This is a genomic window from Streptomyces viridifaciens (assembly GCF_001888885.2).
GTDB lineage: Bacteria > Actinomycetota > Actinomycetes > Streptomycetales > Streptomycetaceae > Kitasatospora > Kitasatospora aureofaciens.
On the sequence record NZ_CP090841.1, the window covers coordinates 6,619,374 to 6,633,294 of the forward strand.

Sequence of the window (13,921 nt, forward strand, 5' to 3'; positions counted from 1 at the left end):
AGAGGTCTGCCATGCGCCAGTACGCCTCCGTCCGGATCATCGCCCCGCTCGTCCTCCTGCTGGCCCCGGTGGCCGGTGTGCTCGCCGGTACCTCGCTGCTGCACGGCACCGCCGCGGCCGCGGTGCAGAACCGCGCCGACGTGGGCTGGAACAACGGCCCGGTCGGCGGAACCGTCACCTCCACCCCCACCCCGGCGCCCACCGCCTGACCCTCCCGGCCCACCGCCGCCAGATCCGAAGAGAGCAGCCGTCTGCCATGTCCGACTCACCGTGGTTCGTTTCCCGCCCCACCAGCAGCCGGGCCCCGTACCTGGCCTACTGCTTCCCGCACGCCGGCGGCAACGCCCGTTCGTTCCTGAGCTGGCAGCAGCACCTGGAGGCCGATGCCGAACTGGTCGGCGTCTGCGCCCCCGGGCGCGGCCTGCGACTGGACGAGCTGAGCCCGGCCGGCATCGCCGAGCTGGCCGAGGGCGCCGCCCGGGCCGTCGCGGCCGCCGCGGACCGTCCGTTCCTGCTCTTCGGCCACAGCTTCGGAGCCGTGCTCGCCTTCGAGACGGCCCGCCGACTGCGCGAACACCCCTTGCTGAGGCACCTGGTGGCGTCCGGCTGCGCCGCCCCGCGGTTGCTGCCGAGCGAGCGCGTACGGCAGACGGCCAAGCTGCGCGGCCAGGAGTTCACCGAGGCGGTCGCCTTCTTCGGCGGCCTGCCGCCCGAGGTGCTCGCCGAGCCCGAACTGCAGGACCTGCTGCTGCCGGGCCTGCGGGCCGACTTCCACCTGGTCTCCGGCTACCGCTACCAGCCGGACGAGCCGCTGCCGATCGGCATCTCGCTGGTCAACGGCCGCGAGGACCCGCACGTGGGGCCGGCCGAACTGCGCCACTGGGAGCACGAGTCCGTGCTGCCGCTGCGCTACCACTGGGCCGACGGCGGCCACTTCTACTTCGGCCCCGACCCGGCGCCCGCGGTCGATCTGCTGCGCTCACTCATTCGTGCGGATTCCAGCGCGCCGAGCGCGCGGGAGGAACACGTCGAACTTATCTAGTTGTGCCGCCGGAACCACGGGTGGCAACCCGTCCGGAACCGCAGCCGGGGAAACCCCCGCAACTCGCGTCACAACAGAGAGGAGCCTGCGATGCAGTCCGCAGCCGCAGACCAGTACCACCGCGCCCGGGTATTCCGGGAACTCCACGAGCGGTCCACCGCCTTCGTGATTCCGAATCCCTGGGACGCCGGATCCGCCAAACTGCTGGCCGGCCTCGGCTTCCCGGCGCTCGCGACCACCAGCGCCGGCCTGGCCTTCTCACTGGGCCGCCCCGACGGCGACAACCGGGTGAGCCGGACCGAGGCCCTGGCCAATGCCGCGGACATCGTGGCCGCCACACCGCTGCCGGTCACCGCGGACCTGGAGAGCGGCTACGGGCCGAGCCCCGAGGACGTCGCCGAGACCATCCGGCTGGCCGCCCGGGCTGGCCTGGTGGGCGGTTCGATCGAGGACGCCACCGGGGACCCGCAGGCGCCGGTGCTGGATCAGACGGCGGCCGCGGACCGGGTCCGGGCGGCGGTCGACGCCGCGCGCTCGCTCGACTTCCCCTTCACGGTCACGGCGCGGGCGGAGAACTTCCTCTACGGCCGCCCGGACCTGAAGGACACGGTCGCGCGGCTGCAGGCCTACCAGGAGGCCGGCGCGGACGTGCTCTACGCCCCGGGCCTGCCGGACGCCGACGCGGTGCGCACGGTCTGCGCCGAGCTGGACCGCCCGGTCAACGTGCTGGCCGCAGCCGGCGGCCTGAGCCTGTCGGTCGCGCAGCTGGCCGAGCTCGGCGTGCGGCGGATCAGCCTGGGATCCGCCCTGGTCCGCGCCGCGCTGGGCGGGCTGCTGGCCGCGGCCGAGGAGGTGCGCACCACCGGGACCTTCGGGTTCGCGGCGCGGGCGCTGCCGTACGCCAGGGCCAACGAGATCTTCACCAAGCTCTCCGACATCCATCGACCCCCGAAGGAAGAGACGTCATGAGTGTCCTGCAGGCCCCGCGGTACGTCCTGGGAGAGGAGGAGTTGGACCACACCGAGGTCGAGTGCCTGGCCGAACGGGCCGCCGAGCTGAAGATGGTGCCCAGGGCCGCGCTCTGGGGCTGGGGGTCGGTGCGCCGCACCGGCCGCGGCCTGGCGGAGCTGGCGATCGACAGCGGCACGGCCACGCTGCGGGCGGCGGGGGTGGACCCGGCCGAGGTGGACGCGCTGATCCTGTGCTCCACCCGGTTCCCGGGCGGGCCGCGCACCCACGGCCGGTTCGTGGAGCGGATCCTGACCGGGACCGGCCTCGAGCGCGCGGCGTTCCTCGGGATCACCCTGAACCGCTGCACCAACCTGCTGGTCGCCCTCGACACCGCGCACGCGCTGGTGGCGGCCGGCCGGCACCGCCGGATCCTGGTCGTCACCACGGACCGGATCGAGGACGAGAAGGAGCGGATGGAGAGCTTCGCGCTCTTCAGCGACGGGGCGGCGAGCTGCCTGGTCTCGGCCGGCACCACGGTCGGGGACACGGCCGGGGCCGGGACCGGGCTCGGCGCCCACTACCGGATCCGGTCCACCGCCGGCGCCCAGGAGGCGGCCGCGCTGGACTGGTCGCACGAGATCAGCGCCGACCTGGCCCGGGAGGCCAACGGGCGCCTGCTGGCGCCGCTCGACCTGGCGCTCGACCAGGTGGACGGACTTCTGCACGCCAACCTGTTCCTGCCGCTGGTCACCATGAAGGAGCGCCAGGCCGGCTTCACCGCCCGCCAGCTGTACACCGCGAACATCACCCGGATCGGGCACTGCTTCGCCGCGGACCCGCTGATCAACCTGGCCGACCAGGAACGCGCCGGACTGCTGCGCGACGGCGGCCACTACCTGGCCGCGGTCAGCGTGCCGGGCTCGCGGGTCGCCGTCCTGCTCCAGCGCGACGGCGGCTGACACCCCACCGGCCGATCCGCCGCCGGCCCGGCCCCGCCCGGGCCGCCCGTCGCGCCCGCCCTCCCCAGAACCCCTCCCGCCGCGCTGCCCGCCGTCCGTGGGTCGCCCCGGCGCGCCCTGCCACGCCACCGTCCGATGGAGTGCCCGTGTACGCCCACCAGACCCACGACCTCGACGACCTGACCACCTCGCTGCCCGTTGGCGACTTCGAGTTCAGCCCCACCGCGCAGGCCGAGGCCGAAGCGGTGCTGGCCGCCGGCCCGGCCGTGACCTACCACCGGCTGCTCGCCGACCAGGAGTCCCAGACCACCCTGCTGGTGGCCCGCCGGGTGCTGGCCGCCTTCCTCGCCGCGGAGGACCCCGGCGCCGGGCCGGTCACCGCGGACGCGCTCACCGCCCTGGTGGCCGGCGCCCGGGCGGAGCTCGCCCCGACGGCGGCCCGGTTGACCGCCACGCCCGCCGACCGGGCCGTCGCGCTGCGCGGCCGGGCCCCGGTCGCGCTGCTGGCCGGCTGCTGGCTGGACACCGTCTCGCAGCCCGCCACCCAGCCCGCCCTGGTGGTGAACCGGCTCTACGCCCAGTACTTCGCGCTCAAGGGCGGGGGCCGCCCGCAGCACTCCGTGCCGCAGCGGCGCCGCCGCGCGCTGGAGGACGCCGGGGTGCTGCTGCCGCAGCCGGAGGAGGCGGATTTCCTCGTCCGGGCCCGGGCCCGCCCGTTGGCCGCCCTGCACGGCGCCTTCCTGCTGGCCCTGTCCCGGCTGCCCGCCGCCTTCCTGCCGGAGGTGGTCGGCGTCCAGTACGCCTTCCACGCGCTCGGCCTGGACGACCTGCTGAACGGCACCGAGCCGACGCTCGCGGTCGACGAGCTGCTCGCCGAGTACCTGGAGCTGACCGAACGGTCGGACACCGGGGCGCAGGACCGGCGGCGACTGGCCGCGGCGGTCCGGCTGGTGGTGCGGATCGAGCGCGAGCAGCTCGCCCTGCTGGCCGAACTGGTCTCCCACCGGGCCGGGTTGTCGGTGGACGCGCGGGCCGCCGAGATCGTCGAGCGGCACCGCCCGTTCGCCGGACGCCAGCACAAGAACGTCAAGATCGGCGGCAAGCTGCTCTCCGAGACCTTCGCCGACCCGCAGTTCGACCTCGACGCCTTCATGGCCGAGTTCCGCGCCTCCCGCCAGCTGCGCCCGCTGCGGAGCGGCGGCTGCCCGTTCACCCGGGCGGTCAAGTTCGGCGGCCCGATGTTCGGCATCTTCGACGAGGCCGAGGCCGCGGTCTTCAAGGAGTGGGCCGAGTCGGTCGCCGCCGGCGAGCCGGCCGGTGCTCCGCTGCGGCCCGACACCAGCGGCGACGAGCAGGCCGCGCACTGGCAGCGGGCCGTGCTCGCCACCGCCCCGCCGGACGTGCGGTTCGCCGAGGCGTCCCCGGCCGACGACCGCGAGTTCTTCCACCGGCTGGTCAACATCGAGCAGTTCCCCAACACCCTGCCGCTGGCCGCGCGGACCGCCGAAGAGGGCCTGGAACGGGCCGAACTGCTCTTCCGCCACGGCGCCGGCGGCCGGTACACCGACGCCAGCTGGTTCGACTACACCGCCGAGGCGCTGCTGGAGCGGGTGGACCGGATCTACTGGGACAAGCTGGTCGGCCCGTACCGCGCACTCCAGGAGGTGCCGGACCGCGACGAGGTGATCTTCCACCAGAAGACCCTCGCCCTCGGCAGCCTGATCGACGGCACCTGGGCCTACCGGATCGGCAACCACGGCCGCTACCACCGGCAGAGCGACGCGATGCTGTTCTCGATCTACGCCGACGAGATGGGCCGCGGCGAGCTCGCCAAGAACCACATCACGCTGATCCGCCAGGTGCTGGCCAGCATGGACGTCCGGCTGCCGCACATCCGCTCGGCGGAGTTCCTGGACCAGGGCGAACTGCCGGACGAGCTCTACCGGTTCTCGATCCACCAGATCTGCCTGGCGCTGTTCCCGGACCGGCTGCACAGCGAGATCCTCGGCTACAACCTCGGGATCGAGATGTTCGGGCTCGGCGAGATGCGCCTGCACGAGGTGCAGAAGCTGCGCCGCCACAACCTGGACACCGCCTACGAGGAAGCGCACCTGTCGATCGACAACTTCTCGGCCGGCCACGCCCGCCAGTCCGCCGAGATCATCGTCTCCCACCTGGACGGGGTGCGCCGGGAGGCGGGCGAGGCGGCCGTGCGGCGCGAGTGGCGCCGGATCTGGCGCGGCTACGCCTCCTTCGCCTGGTTCGTGGAGCACCAGCTGGTCAACTCGCTGGCCACCGAGGCCGACACCGCCGACGACCTGGTCATCTGAGGAGCCTGCCGTGACCCCCAACGCCTTCGACCCGGAGATCCTCCGGCTGCCCTTCTACACCGACGAGCACCGCGACCGCGCCCAGCGGCTGGGCCGGTGGTGCGAGGAGCGGGCCGCGCTCTGGACCGAACTGCGCACCGACGGCCCCGACAAGGCCGTGCGCCGGGCGCTGGCCGCGCTCGGCGAGGCCGGCTGGCTGGCCTTCCTGGACGACGAGGAGCCCGGCACCGACGGCGACTACCGCTCGGTGTGCCTGGCCCGCGAGGCGCTCGCCTACGCCGAGGACCTGGCCGACTTCGCCTTCGCGATCCAGGTGCTCTCGGCCACCCCGATCCTGCGGTACGGCAGTCCCGAGCAGCGGCGGCGCTACCTGCCGGGCCTGGCGGCCGGCACCCTGGCCGGCGCCTTCGCGGTCTCCGAGGAGCAGTCCGGCTCGGACGTCGCCGCGGTGGCGCTGACCGCCGAGCGGGACGGCGAGGAGTACGTGCTCAACGGCGGCAAGGCGTGGATCGCCAACGGAACGGTGGCGGACGTGGTCTGCGTGATCGCCCGGACGGGCGAGGGACCGGGGCCGCTGGGGCTGACCGCCTTCCTGGTCCCCGGTGACACCCCGGGCCTGCGGGTGCGCGAGCCGATCGACGCGATCGCGCCCCGTCCGTTCGCCCACCTGGCGTTCGAGGACTGCCGGGTGCCCGCCGACGCGGTGCTCGGCCGGCCCGGGCGTGGCTTCGTGGTGGCGATGGACCTGCTGGAGCGGGCCCGGATGACGGTGGGCGCGGCCGCGCTCGGCTTCGCCCGGCGGGCCGCCGACGCGGCCCAGGCACGGGCCCGGCAGCGCGCCATCTACGGCGGGGTGCTGTTCGACCTGCCCACGGTCAAGTTCGACCTGGCTGCCATGGAGGTCGAGTTGAACGCGTCCGCGCTGCTGGTCGGGCGGGCCGCCTGGGAGCTGGACCGGGGGCACCGGGGGTTCGGCAAGCACTCCAGCATCGCCAAGCTGCAGGCCACCGAGGCGGCGCAGCGGATCGTCGACCGGTGCGTGCAGCTGCACGGCGCCGCCGGGCTGGTCGCCGACAGCCTGCCCGAACGCCTGTACCGGCAGATCCGGGCGCTGCGTGTCTACGAGGGCGCCTCGGAGGTTCAACAGCTGACCATCGCCGGTGCGCTGGACGCGCGCCGGGCCCGCTGACGTCCCGTCAAGGAGCAGAGCTTCCATGCAGACCCCGACGAACCCGGTCGAGGCCGTCCGGCACCCCGACCCGTACCCGTACTACGCGCGGCTGACCGCGGAACGTCCGTTCGGCTGGGACGAGCAGCTGCAGGCCTGGGTGGCCGCCGACGCCGCCTCGGTCACCGCCGCGCTGTCGGCCGCCGAACTGCGGGTCCGCCCGCCGGGCGAGCCGGTGCCGACCGGGCTGCTCGGCACCGCTGCCGGCGCGGTCTTCGGCGACCTGGTCCGGATGACCGACGGCCCGGACCAGCAGCGCCTCAAGCAGGTGGTGCTGGACGCGCTCGGCGAGGCCGAGCCGGCCGAGGCGGGCAAGCTGGCCGCCGAGCGGACCCGGCAGAGCCTGGAGCGGGCCGGCGGCCCCGGCTTCGAGGAGCTGATGTTCCAGGTGCCGGCCCGCGTGGTGGCCGCGCTGTGCGGCCTGGACGCCGGGCTGGAGCCGGAGGCGGCGCGACTGGTGGGGGACTTCGTGCAGTGCATCCCCGCCGGTGCCACGGCGGAGCAGCAGCGGGCGGCCGCGGAGGCCGCGGCGCGGCTGCGGGAGCTGCTCGGGCCGGGCCTGACCGGTGCCGAGCCGACCGGGCTGCTGGCCGCCCTGGTCCGGGCGGCCGGTCGGCGGGACTGGCCGCGGACGGCGCCGCTGCTGGCCAACGCCGTGGGCTTCCTCTCGCAGACCTACGACGCGACGGCCGGTCTGATCGGCAACTCGCTGCTGGCGCTGCGCGAGCAGCCGGCCGGCGACCTCGCCGCGCTGGCCCGCGAGGTGGCCCGGCACGACGCGCCGATCCAGAACACCCGCCGGTTCGCGGCCGAGCCCTGGCGGTTCGGCGCGGCGACCGTGCAGCCCGGACAGGCCGTGCTGGTGGTACTCGCCGCCGCCAACCGCGACCCCGCGGCCAATCCCGACCCGCACGCCTTCGACCCCGCCCGCCCCGCGCCCAGCTGCTTCACCTTCGGCGCCGGCCCGCACCGCTGCCCGGGCGCCGACCTCGCGGTGGCGATCACCGCGGGCGTCCTGGACGAACTGCTGGCGCACGGCTTCGAGGCGGCCGCGCTGCCCGCCGGGCCGAGCTACCGGGCCCTGGCGAACGCGCGCATCCCGCTGCTCTGAGCAGCCCCGTCCGACTTCGGCCCAGCCGCATTCGACTGGCACCGCCCTACCCCCGCACGACCACATCCAGGAAGGACGAGATCGATGGCAGAGCAGCCGCGGCTGTGGATCCGGCACGAGGTGCGCGCCAGCGAGCGCCGGGCCCCGCTGGTGCCGCAGGACGCACGCCGGCTGGTGGAGCTGGGATTCCACCTGACCGTGGAGGAGTCCCCGCAGCGGGTGTACCCGCTGGACGAGTACCTGGCCGCCGGCTGCCAGGGAGCCGAGGCCGGCTCCTGGACCGAGGCCCCCGAACCGGCGTACGTCCTCGGGCTCAAGGAGCTCCCGGACCTGCCCGAGCAGCTGATTCACCGTCATATCTTCTTCGGGCACGCCTACAAGGGCCAGCAGGGCAGTCGTGAGCTGCTCGCCAGGTTCGCCCGCGGCGGCGGCGAGCTGCTCGACCTGGAGTACCTGGTGGACGACACCGGGCGCCGGCTGGCCGCCTTCGGCTACTGGGCCGGCTATGTGGGTGCGGCGCTCGGCGTGCTGCAGGCCCGCGGTCGGCTCACCGCCCCGCTGTGCCCGCTGTCCAAGGGCGAGCTGGACCGGCGGCTGCGCGATTCGATGCGCGCCGGCGCCCCGGACGCGCTGGTGATCGGCGCGCTCGGCCGCTGCGGGCGCGGCGCGGTGGACGCGCTGGAGGTGGCCGGGCTGGCCGCCACCTGCTGGGACCAGGAGGAGACCCGCGAACTGGACCGCGCCGCGCTGCTCCACCACGACCTGCTGGTCAACACCGTGCTGACGTCCCGTCCGATTCCGCCGTTCCTGCGCCCCGCCGACCTCCCGGTCGCCGACCGGCGGCTGAGCCTGGTGGTCGACGTGACCTGCGACGTCACCTCCGACCTCAACGTGCTGCCGGTCTACCGCGCCGTCACCGACTGGTCCGAGCCGGTGCGCCGCCTGCACCAGGACCCGCCGCTCGACCTGATCGCCATCGACAACCTGCCCTCGCTGCTGCCGGCCGAGGCCAGCCGGGCCTTCTCCGCGGAACTGGTCGCCCAGCTGCGCACCCTGGCCGACCCGGCCGCGCCCTGGCGGCACTGCCGGGCCGACTTCCGGGCCGCCTGCCGCCGACACGAACTGGAGGCCGTCCATGTCTGAGCCGTCCGTGACCGACCTCTCGACCGCGATACGCACGGTGCACTGGATCGGCACCGGGCTCTCCACCGGCCGCAGCGGCCTGGAGCTGCTGCTGGAGCACGGTGCCCGCGTGGTGCTCTGGGGCCGGACCGCGGCCAAGGCCGAACAGTGCCTCGCGGCCCGCGGCCTGGCCGGCCGGGCCGGGGCCCGCGCCTTCGACACGGCGGCCCTGGCCGCCGCGCTGGCCCCCGGCGACGTGCTGGTGTCGATGCTCCCGGCGGCCCACCACCCCGAGCTGCTGCGCCTCGCGCTGGCGCACGGTGCCCACTTCGCCTGCTCCAGCTACGTCTCGCCGGAGCTGGCCGAACTGGCGGCCACGGCCGAGCGGACCGTGGTGCTCACCGAGGCGGGCCTGGACCCGGGCATCGACCACCTGATGGCCCACCGCCTGGTCGAACTCGGCCGCACCGCCGCCGGGGAGGCCGCCTGCACCGCCGACTTCACCTCCTACTGCGGCGGACTGCCCGCCGAGCTCAACGAGTTCCGCTACCGCTTCAGCTGGGCCCCGCTCGGTGTGCTCAACGCGCTGCGCTCGCCGGCCCGCTATCTGCGCGACTGGCAGGTGCGCACCGCGCCGCGCCCCTGGCAGGCGACCACCGAGTACCCGGTGGCCGGCGAGCAGTTCGAGGTGTACCCCAACCGCGACAGCCTGCCCTTCGCCGAGCAGTACGACTTCCCGCCGCAGTGGCGCAAGCGCTCCTTCGTCCGCGGCACGCTGCGCCCGGCCGGCTGGCGGGCCGCCTGGTCCGAGGTCTTCGCCACCGTGGAGTCCGGCGACGACGGGCGGATCGCGGCACTGGCGGGCGAGTTGGCCGAGCGCCACCCGATGCGCGAGACGGACCGCGACCGCGTGGTGCTCGCCGTGGCACTGGACCTGAGCTGGACCGACGGCGCCTGGTCGGGGAACTGCCTGCTTGACCTGCGCGGCGACGAGCGGGAGAGCGCCATGGCCCTGCTGGTCTCGCTGCCGTTGGCGTACGGCATCACCCGGATCCTCGACGGCGCGCTGGCCCCGGGCCTGCACCGGGCCGCCGAGGACGCCCGGGAGGCCGAACAGTGGCTGGACTTCCTGGCCGCGCGCGGCATCACCACCGAGCTGCGCACCACCGAAAGCACGACGCGAGGAGCACTGCTGTGACCGATCGACGACCACCGGCCTTCGTCCTGACCGGAGCCTTCTGGGTGGTCTGCCGCAATCCGCGCTACCTGCAGGAGCTGGCCGCCCGCGGGCTGAAGATCCTGCTGATCACCCCGCGCGGCTGGCGCGAGCGCGCGCTGGCCGCCCAGGCCGACCCGACCGGGCCGGCCGCCATGATCGACGAGATCGCCTTCGTGGACGGTGAGCTGAACCAGGACGGCTCGTTCACCGCAGGCGTGCTGGCACGGGCCGCCGACTGGCGGGCGCGCTACCGGATCGTCGGCGCCTACGCGGTGGGCGAGACCCTGGTGGAGCCCACCGGGCTGCTGGCCGACGCGCTGGGCCTGCCCGGCCCGGGCCTGCGGGCCACCCGGGTCTGCCGCTCCAAGCCGCTGCAGCGCTGGTACCTGCCGGAGTTCGCGCCGCCCGGCGCGGTGCTGCCGGCGGCCGAGCGGGCCGCCTTCGAACCGGCCTCGGTCGAATACCCCGTGGTGCTCAAGCCCGCTGCCCGACACTCCAGTTCGGGTGTGGTGACGGTCGGCGACGAGCAGGTGCTGGCCGCGCGGCTGGCCGACTACCCGGAGCACGAGACGCTGCTGGTGGAGCAGAAGGTGGTCGGCCAGGAGTACTCGGTGGAGAGCCTGGTGCAGGAGGGCAAGGTGGTCTTCGCCTCGGTCACCCGCAAGACCACCACCGAGTCGCACGCGGCCACCTTCGTCGAGCTGTCGCACTCGGTGCCGAGCGCGCCGGAGCCGGTGGACCGGGCGCTGCTGGAGGCCAACGCCACCATGCTGGCGGCGCTCGACTTCGGCAGCGGGATAGCCCACGCCGAGTGGCGGGTGGACGCCGCCGGCCGCCCGGTGCTGATGGAGGTGGCCGCCCGCACCCCGGGCGACGGCCTGCTGGCCCTCTACCGGTTGGCCACCGGGGAGCCGCTGGAACCGGAGATCGTCCGGCTGGCGCTGGGCGAACCGGCCGACTACCCCGAGCCGCGCCGCTGGACCCGGCAGGTCTACCTGGAGCACCGGGAGGGGATCCTGGACGACGTCCGGGTGGACTGGCCCGGCGTCCGGCCGGTCTGGCTGGGCGAGGCCGGGATCTGGCCGGACCCGCCGGTCGGCGGCCCCAACGGGCCGGGGGAGCTGCGCGCGGTGCTGGTGCTCAAGGAGCGCGGCAGCCGGCTCGGCCCGCTGGAGAGCTCCGAGGACCGCGCGGTCTGCTTCCTGATCGACGCCCCGTCACCCGAGGAGCTGGACGCGCTGGAGCAGCGGGTGCGCGCGGCGGTGGCGATCGAGGTGCGCGATGTCGACTGACACCGTCCGCCCGGAGCCGGCTGCGCAGGTGCAGACGGTGGCCGAACCGGCGCCGGCCCGGGTGACCGTCTGGGCCACCTTCCGGGACGCGCCGCTCGCGGTGAAGACCGTGCTGGCCGGCGTGCTGGTCAACCGGCTGAGCGGCTTCCTCAACGTCTTCCTGGTGCTCTTCCTCGGCTCGAAGGGCTACTCCGAACCGGAGACCGTGCTGGCACTGGGCGTGTACGGCGGTGGCGCCGTGCTCGGCGTACTGGTCGGCGGCTCCCTCGCGGACCGGCTGGGCGTGCGCAACGCCACCGTGGCCAGCATGGGCACGACCGCGGTGCTCACGGCGGCCCTGCTCTACCTGCCCGGGTACGGCCTGCTGATGGCGGCGGTCGGCCTGGCCGGCCTCAGCGCGCAGGTCTTCCGGCCCGCCTCGGCCACGCTGCTCGCCGAACTCACGCCGGACGATCGGCAGGTGATGGTCTTCGCGATGTACCGCTTCGGCCTGAACCTGGGCGCCACCGCGGCCCCGCTGGTCGGCTTCTGGCTCTACCACGCGGGCCACGACCGGTACCTGCTGCTCTTCTGGGGCGAGGCGCTGATCGCGCTGGCCTACGCGGTCCTCGCACTGGCCACGCTGCCCGCCGCCACCCGCCGCAGTGCCACCGCGGCCGCGGCGCCGCAGACCGGCGGCTACCGGGCCGTGCTGCGCGACCGCCGCTACCTGCGCTACCTGGCCGCCGCCTTCTGCCACGCCGTGGTCTACGTCCAGTACCTGTCCACCCTGCCGCTGTTCGTGCAGGACCGGCACCTTGCCATCGTCTGGTACACGGTCGCGGTCTCGCTCAACGGTGTCGTGGTGATCGCCTTCGAGCTGCTGGTCACCCGGCTCGCCCAGTCCTGGCCGGCGCGGATCACCATCGGCCTGGGGTTCGCCCTGGTCGGTGCCGGAGTGGCCTGCTACGCACTGCCGATCGGAGCGGCCGCGATCGTGCTGGGCACCCTGGTCTGGTCGATCGGCGAGATCATCGGCGGCCCCACGGTGTTCGCCTACCCCGGGACCGCCGGGCCGGAGCAGCTGAAGGGCCGCTACATCGGCAGCTTCCAGTTCGTGTTCGGCCTGGGCAGTGCGCTCGGTCCGATGCTGGGCGGCTGGCTGTTCATCCAGGCCGGCGTGCTGGTCTGGCCGCTGCTGGCGCTCGGTTCGCTGGCGGCCACCGTACTGGGCCTGGCCGCCGTTCGGCCCTCGCCCCGCGCGGGCTGACCCTCCCCCCACCCGACTTCCCCGACGCCCCGTTGGGCGGGCAGTGCGCTGTGCCCGCTTCTCCACCTTCGTCGTCCGAGAACAAAGAGAGGCCCGCGACATGTCCCACACCCACCCCGCCGAGGCCCACTACACCTGCCTGGGTGTCGGCGCCGGCCCCGCCAACCTGAGCCTGGCCTCACTGCTGCACAGCGTGCCCGAGGTCAGCAACCTCTTCCTCGACCGCAAGGAGAAGTTCGGCTGGCACGACGGGCAGCAGATGCCCGGCTCCACCCTGCAGGTCTCGCTCTACAAGGACCTGGTCAGCCTGACCGACCCCACCAACCCGTTCTCCTTCCTCGCCTACCTGCACGAGCACGGCCGGATCTACCACTTCCTCAACGCCCAGTTCAGCGACGTGCCCCGGCAGGAGTTCCGCAACTACCTGGACTGGGCCAGCCGCCGCAACCCGAACGTGCGGTTCGGCGAGGAGGTGCGGGCGGTCGACTTCGACGGCGCGCGGTTCGTGGTGGACACCGACCGGCGCCGGCTGACCGCGGACAACCTGGTGCTCGGGGTGGGCAGCCGCCCGTGGGTGCCGCCGCAGGCCGCCGGGCTGATCGGCCCGACCCAGTTCCACGTCAGCGAGTTCCTGGACCGGGCCCAGCACCTGGGCGACAAGCGGGTCGCGGTGATCGGCGGCGGCCAGTCCGGCGCCGAGGCCTTCCTGGAGCTCATCTCGCGGTCGGGCAGCGAGCTGCCGCGCCGGGTCTCCTGGATCTCCCGCCGGCGCAACTACTTCCCGATCGACGACTCGCCCTTCACCAACGACTTCTACATGCCGGGCCACGCCGAGTACTTCTACCGGCTGGCGCCGGCGGCCCGGGAGCGGTTCAACGCCGAGCACAACCTGACCAGCGACGGGGTCTCCGAGGCCACCCTGCGGGAGATCTACCAGCGGATCTACGTCCACCGGTTCATCGAGGGCGCCGAGGACCTGGTGGCGCTGGCCCCCAACCGCACCATGGAGACGGTGCGGGCGGCCGAGGGCGGCGGCTGGACGGTCGAGGTGCGCCACAACGACCAGCGCCAGGGCACCGAGCGCTTCGACGCCGACGTGATCGTCTGGGCCACCGGTTTCCGCCCGGCCGCCACCGACTTCCTGGCCCCGATCGCCGACCGCCTGGAGCGCGAGGGTGAGGAACTGCGGATCGACCAGGACTACGCGGTCCGCTGGGACGGTCCGGCCGACCGGAACGTCTTCGTGCAGAACGCGGCCAAGCAGCAGCGCGGCCTGGCCGACCCCAACCTCAGCCTGAACGCCTGGCGCAGCCGCCGGATCGTCGACCGGATCCGCGGGCTGCGCAGCAACGAGCCGCTGGAGTCCTTCATCGACTGGTCCGCCAAGGTCGGGGCCGACGCCGGCTGGGGGGTGTGAG

12 protein-coding genes are annotated in these 13,921 nt (G+C 74.2%); all 12 read left to right on the plus strand.

Annotated features, from left to right (window positions below; all coding sequences use genetic code 11):
* Nucleotides 1-11: 11 nt before the first annotated feature.
* The 12 genes from BOQ63_RS36770 to BOQ63_RS36825 all read left to right on the plus strand — a co-directional run bounded on the left by BOQ63_RS36770 (nucleotide 12) and on the right by BOQ63_RS36825 (nucleotide 13,920).
* Nucleotides 12-209: a hypothetical protein gene (locus tag BOQ63_RS36770; RefSeq protein WP_072655716.1), complete on the plus strand. Its 198-nt coding sequence runs from the start codon at nucleotides 12-14 to the stop codon at nucleotides 207-209.
* Between the two features lie 47 nt (nucleotides 210-256).
* Complete coding sequence (locus tag BOQ63_RS36775) at nucleotides 257-1,042, plus strand: thioesterase II family protein (RefSeq protein ID WP_072655717.1); 786 nt, start codon at nucleotides 257-259, stop codon at nucleotides 1,040-1,042.
* Nucleotides 1,043-1,132: 90 nt separating this feature from the next.
* The gene (locus BOQ63_RS36780; protein ID WP_072655718.1) at nucleotides 1,133-2,011 is read left to right on the plus strand and encodes an isocitrate lyase/PEP mutase family protein; all 879 of its coding nucleotides are present in this window, start codon (nucleotides 1,133-1,135) and stop codon (nucleotides 2,009-2,011) included.
* Complete coding sequence (locus BOQ63_RS36785) at nucleotides 2,008-2,952, plus strand: beta-ketoacyl-[acyl-carrier-protein] synthase family protein (RefSeq protein WP_030279085.1); 945 nt, start codon at nucleotides 2,008-2,010, stop codon at nucleotides 2,950-2,952. Before BOQ63_RS36780 ends, BOQ63_RS36785 begins: the two co-directional genes overlap by 4 nt.
* A 146-nt stretch (nucleotides 2,953-3,098) precedes the next feature.
* The gene (locus BOQ63_RS36790; protein WP_078867030.1) at nucleotides 3,099-5,282 is read left to right on the plus strand and encodes an iron-containing redox enzyme family protein; all 2,184 of its coding nucleotides are present in this window, start codon (nucleotides 3,099-3,101) and stop codon (nucleotides 5,280-5,282) included.
* Between the two features lie 10 nt (nucleotides 5,283-5,292).
* Complete coding sequence (locus tag BOQ63_RS36795) at nucleotides 5,293-6,471, plus strand: acyl-CoA dehydrogenase family protein (RefSeq protein ID WP_030279081.1); 1,179 nt, start codon at nucleotides 5,293-5,295, stop codon at nucleotides 6,469-6,471.
* 25 nt (nucleotides 6,472-6,496) lie between these two features.
* On the plus strand, nucleotides 6,497-7,621 hold the full coding sequence (locus tag BOQ63_RS36800) for a cytochrome P450 (protein WP_030279079.1): 1,125 nt from the start codon (nucleotides 6,497-6,499) through the stop codon (nucleotides 7,619-7,621).
* Between the two features lie 84 nt (nucleotides 7,622-7,705).
* Nucleotides 7,706-8,764: a saccharopine dehydrogenase gene (locus BOQ63_RS36805; protein ID WP_030597010.1), complete on the plus strand. Its 1,059-nt coding sequence runs from the start codon at nucleotides 7,706-7,708 to the stop codon at nucleotides 8,762-8,764.
* Nucleotides 8,757-9,941 (plus strand): saccharopine dehydrogenase family protein, encoded by a 1,185-nt coding sequence (locus BOQ63_RS36810; RefSeq protein ID WP_079183916.1) that lies wholly within the window; start codon nucleotides 8,757-8,759, stop codon nucleotides 9,939-9,941. The genes BOQ63_RS36805 and BOQ63_RS36810 overlap by 8 nt, the downstream gene beginning before the upstream one ends.
* Complete coding sequence (locus tag BOQ63_RS36815) at nucleotides 9,938-11,254, plus strand: ATP-grasp domain-containing protein (RefSeq protein WP_072655720.1); 1,317 nt, start codon at nucleotides 9,938-9,940, stop codon at nucleotides 11,252-11,254. The genes BOQ63_RS36810 and BOQ63_RS36815 overlap by 4 nt, the downstream gene beginning before the upstream one ends.
* On the plus strand, nucleotides 11,244-12,503 hold the full coding sequence (locus BOQ63_RS36820) for an MFS transporter (RefSeq protein WP_072655721.1): 1,260 nt from the start codon (nucleotides 11,244-11,246) through the stop codon (nucleotides 12,501-12,503). Before BOQ63_RS36815 ends, BOQ63_RS36820 begins: the two co-directional genes overlap by 11 nt.
* 100 nt (nucleotides 12,504-12,603) lie before the next feature.
* Nucleotides 12,604-13,920 (plus strand): lysine N(6)-hydroxylase/L-ornithine N(5)-oxygenase family protein, encoded by a 1,317-nt coding sequence (locus BOQ63_RS36825; protein ID WP_030279070.1) that lies wholly within the window; start codon nucleotides 12,604-12,606, stop codon nucleotides 13,918-13,920.
* Nucleotide 13,921 lies beyond the last annotated feature (1 nt).

Bases quoted from the DNA above. Each gene is read 5' to 3' on its own strand.
- BOQ63_RS36770 (WP_072655716.1), top strand. From the start codon at position 12: ATGCGCCAGTACGCCTCCGTCCGGATCATCGCCCCGCTCGTCCTCCTG.
- BOQ63_RS36775 (WP_072655717.1), top strand. From the start codon at position 257: ATGTCCGACTCACCGTGGTTCGTTTCCCGCCCCACCAGCAGCCGGGCC.
- BOQ63_RS36780 (WP_072655718.1), top strand. From the start codon at position 1,133: ATGCAGTCCGCAGCCGCAGACCAGTACCACCGCGCCCGGGTATTCCGG.
- BOQ63_RS36785 (WP_030279085.1), top strand. From the start codon at position 2,008: ATGAGTGTCCTGCAGGCCCCGCGGTACGTCCTGGGAGAGGAGGAGTTG.
- BOQ63_RS36800 (WP_030279079.1), top strand. From the start codon at position 6,497: ATGCAGACCCCGACGAACCCGGTCGAGGCCGTCCGGCACCCCGACCCG.
- BOQ63_RS36805 (WP_030597010.1), top strand. From the start codon at position 7,706: ATGGCAGAGCAGCCGCGGCTGTGGATCCGGCACGAGGTGCGCGCCAGC.
- BOQ63_RS36810 (WP_079183916.1), top strand. From the start codon at position 8,757: ATGTCTGAGCCGTCCGTGACCGACCTCTCGACCGCGATACGCACGGTG.
- BOQ63_RS36820 (WP_072655721.1), top strand. From the start codon at position 11,244: ATGTCGACTGACACCGTCCGCCCGGAGCCGGCTGCGCAGGTGCAGACG.
- BOQ63_RS36825 (WP_030279070.1), top strand. From the start codon at position 12,604: ATGTCCCACACCCACCCCGCCGAGGCCCACTACACCTGCCTGGGTGTC.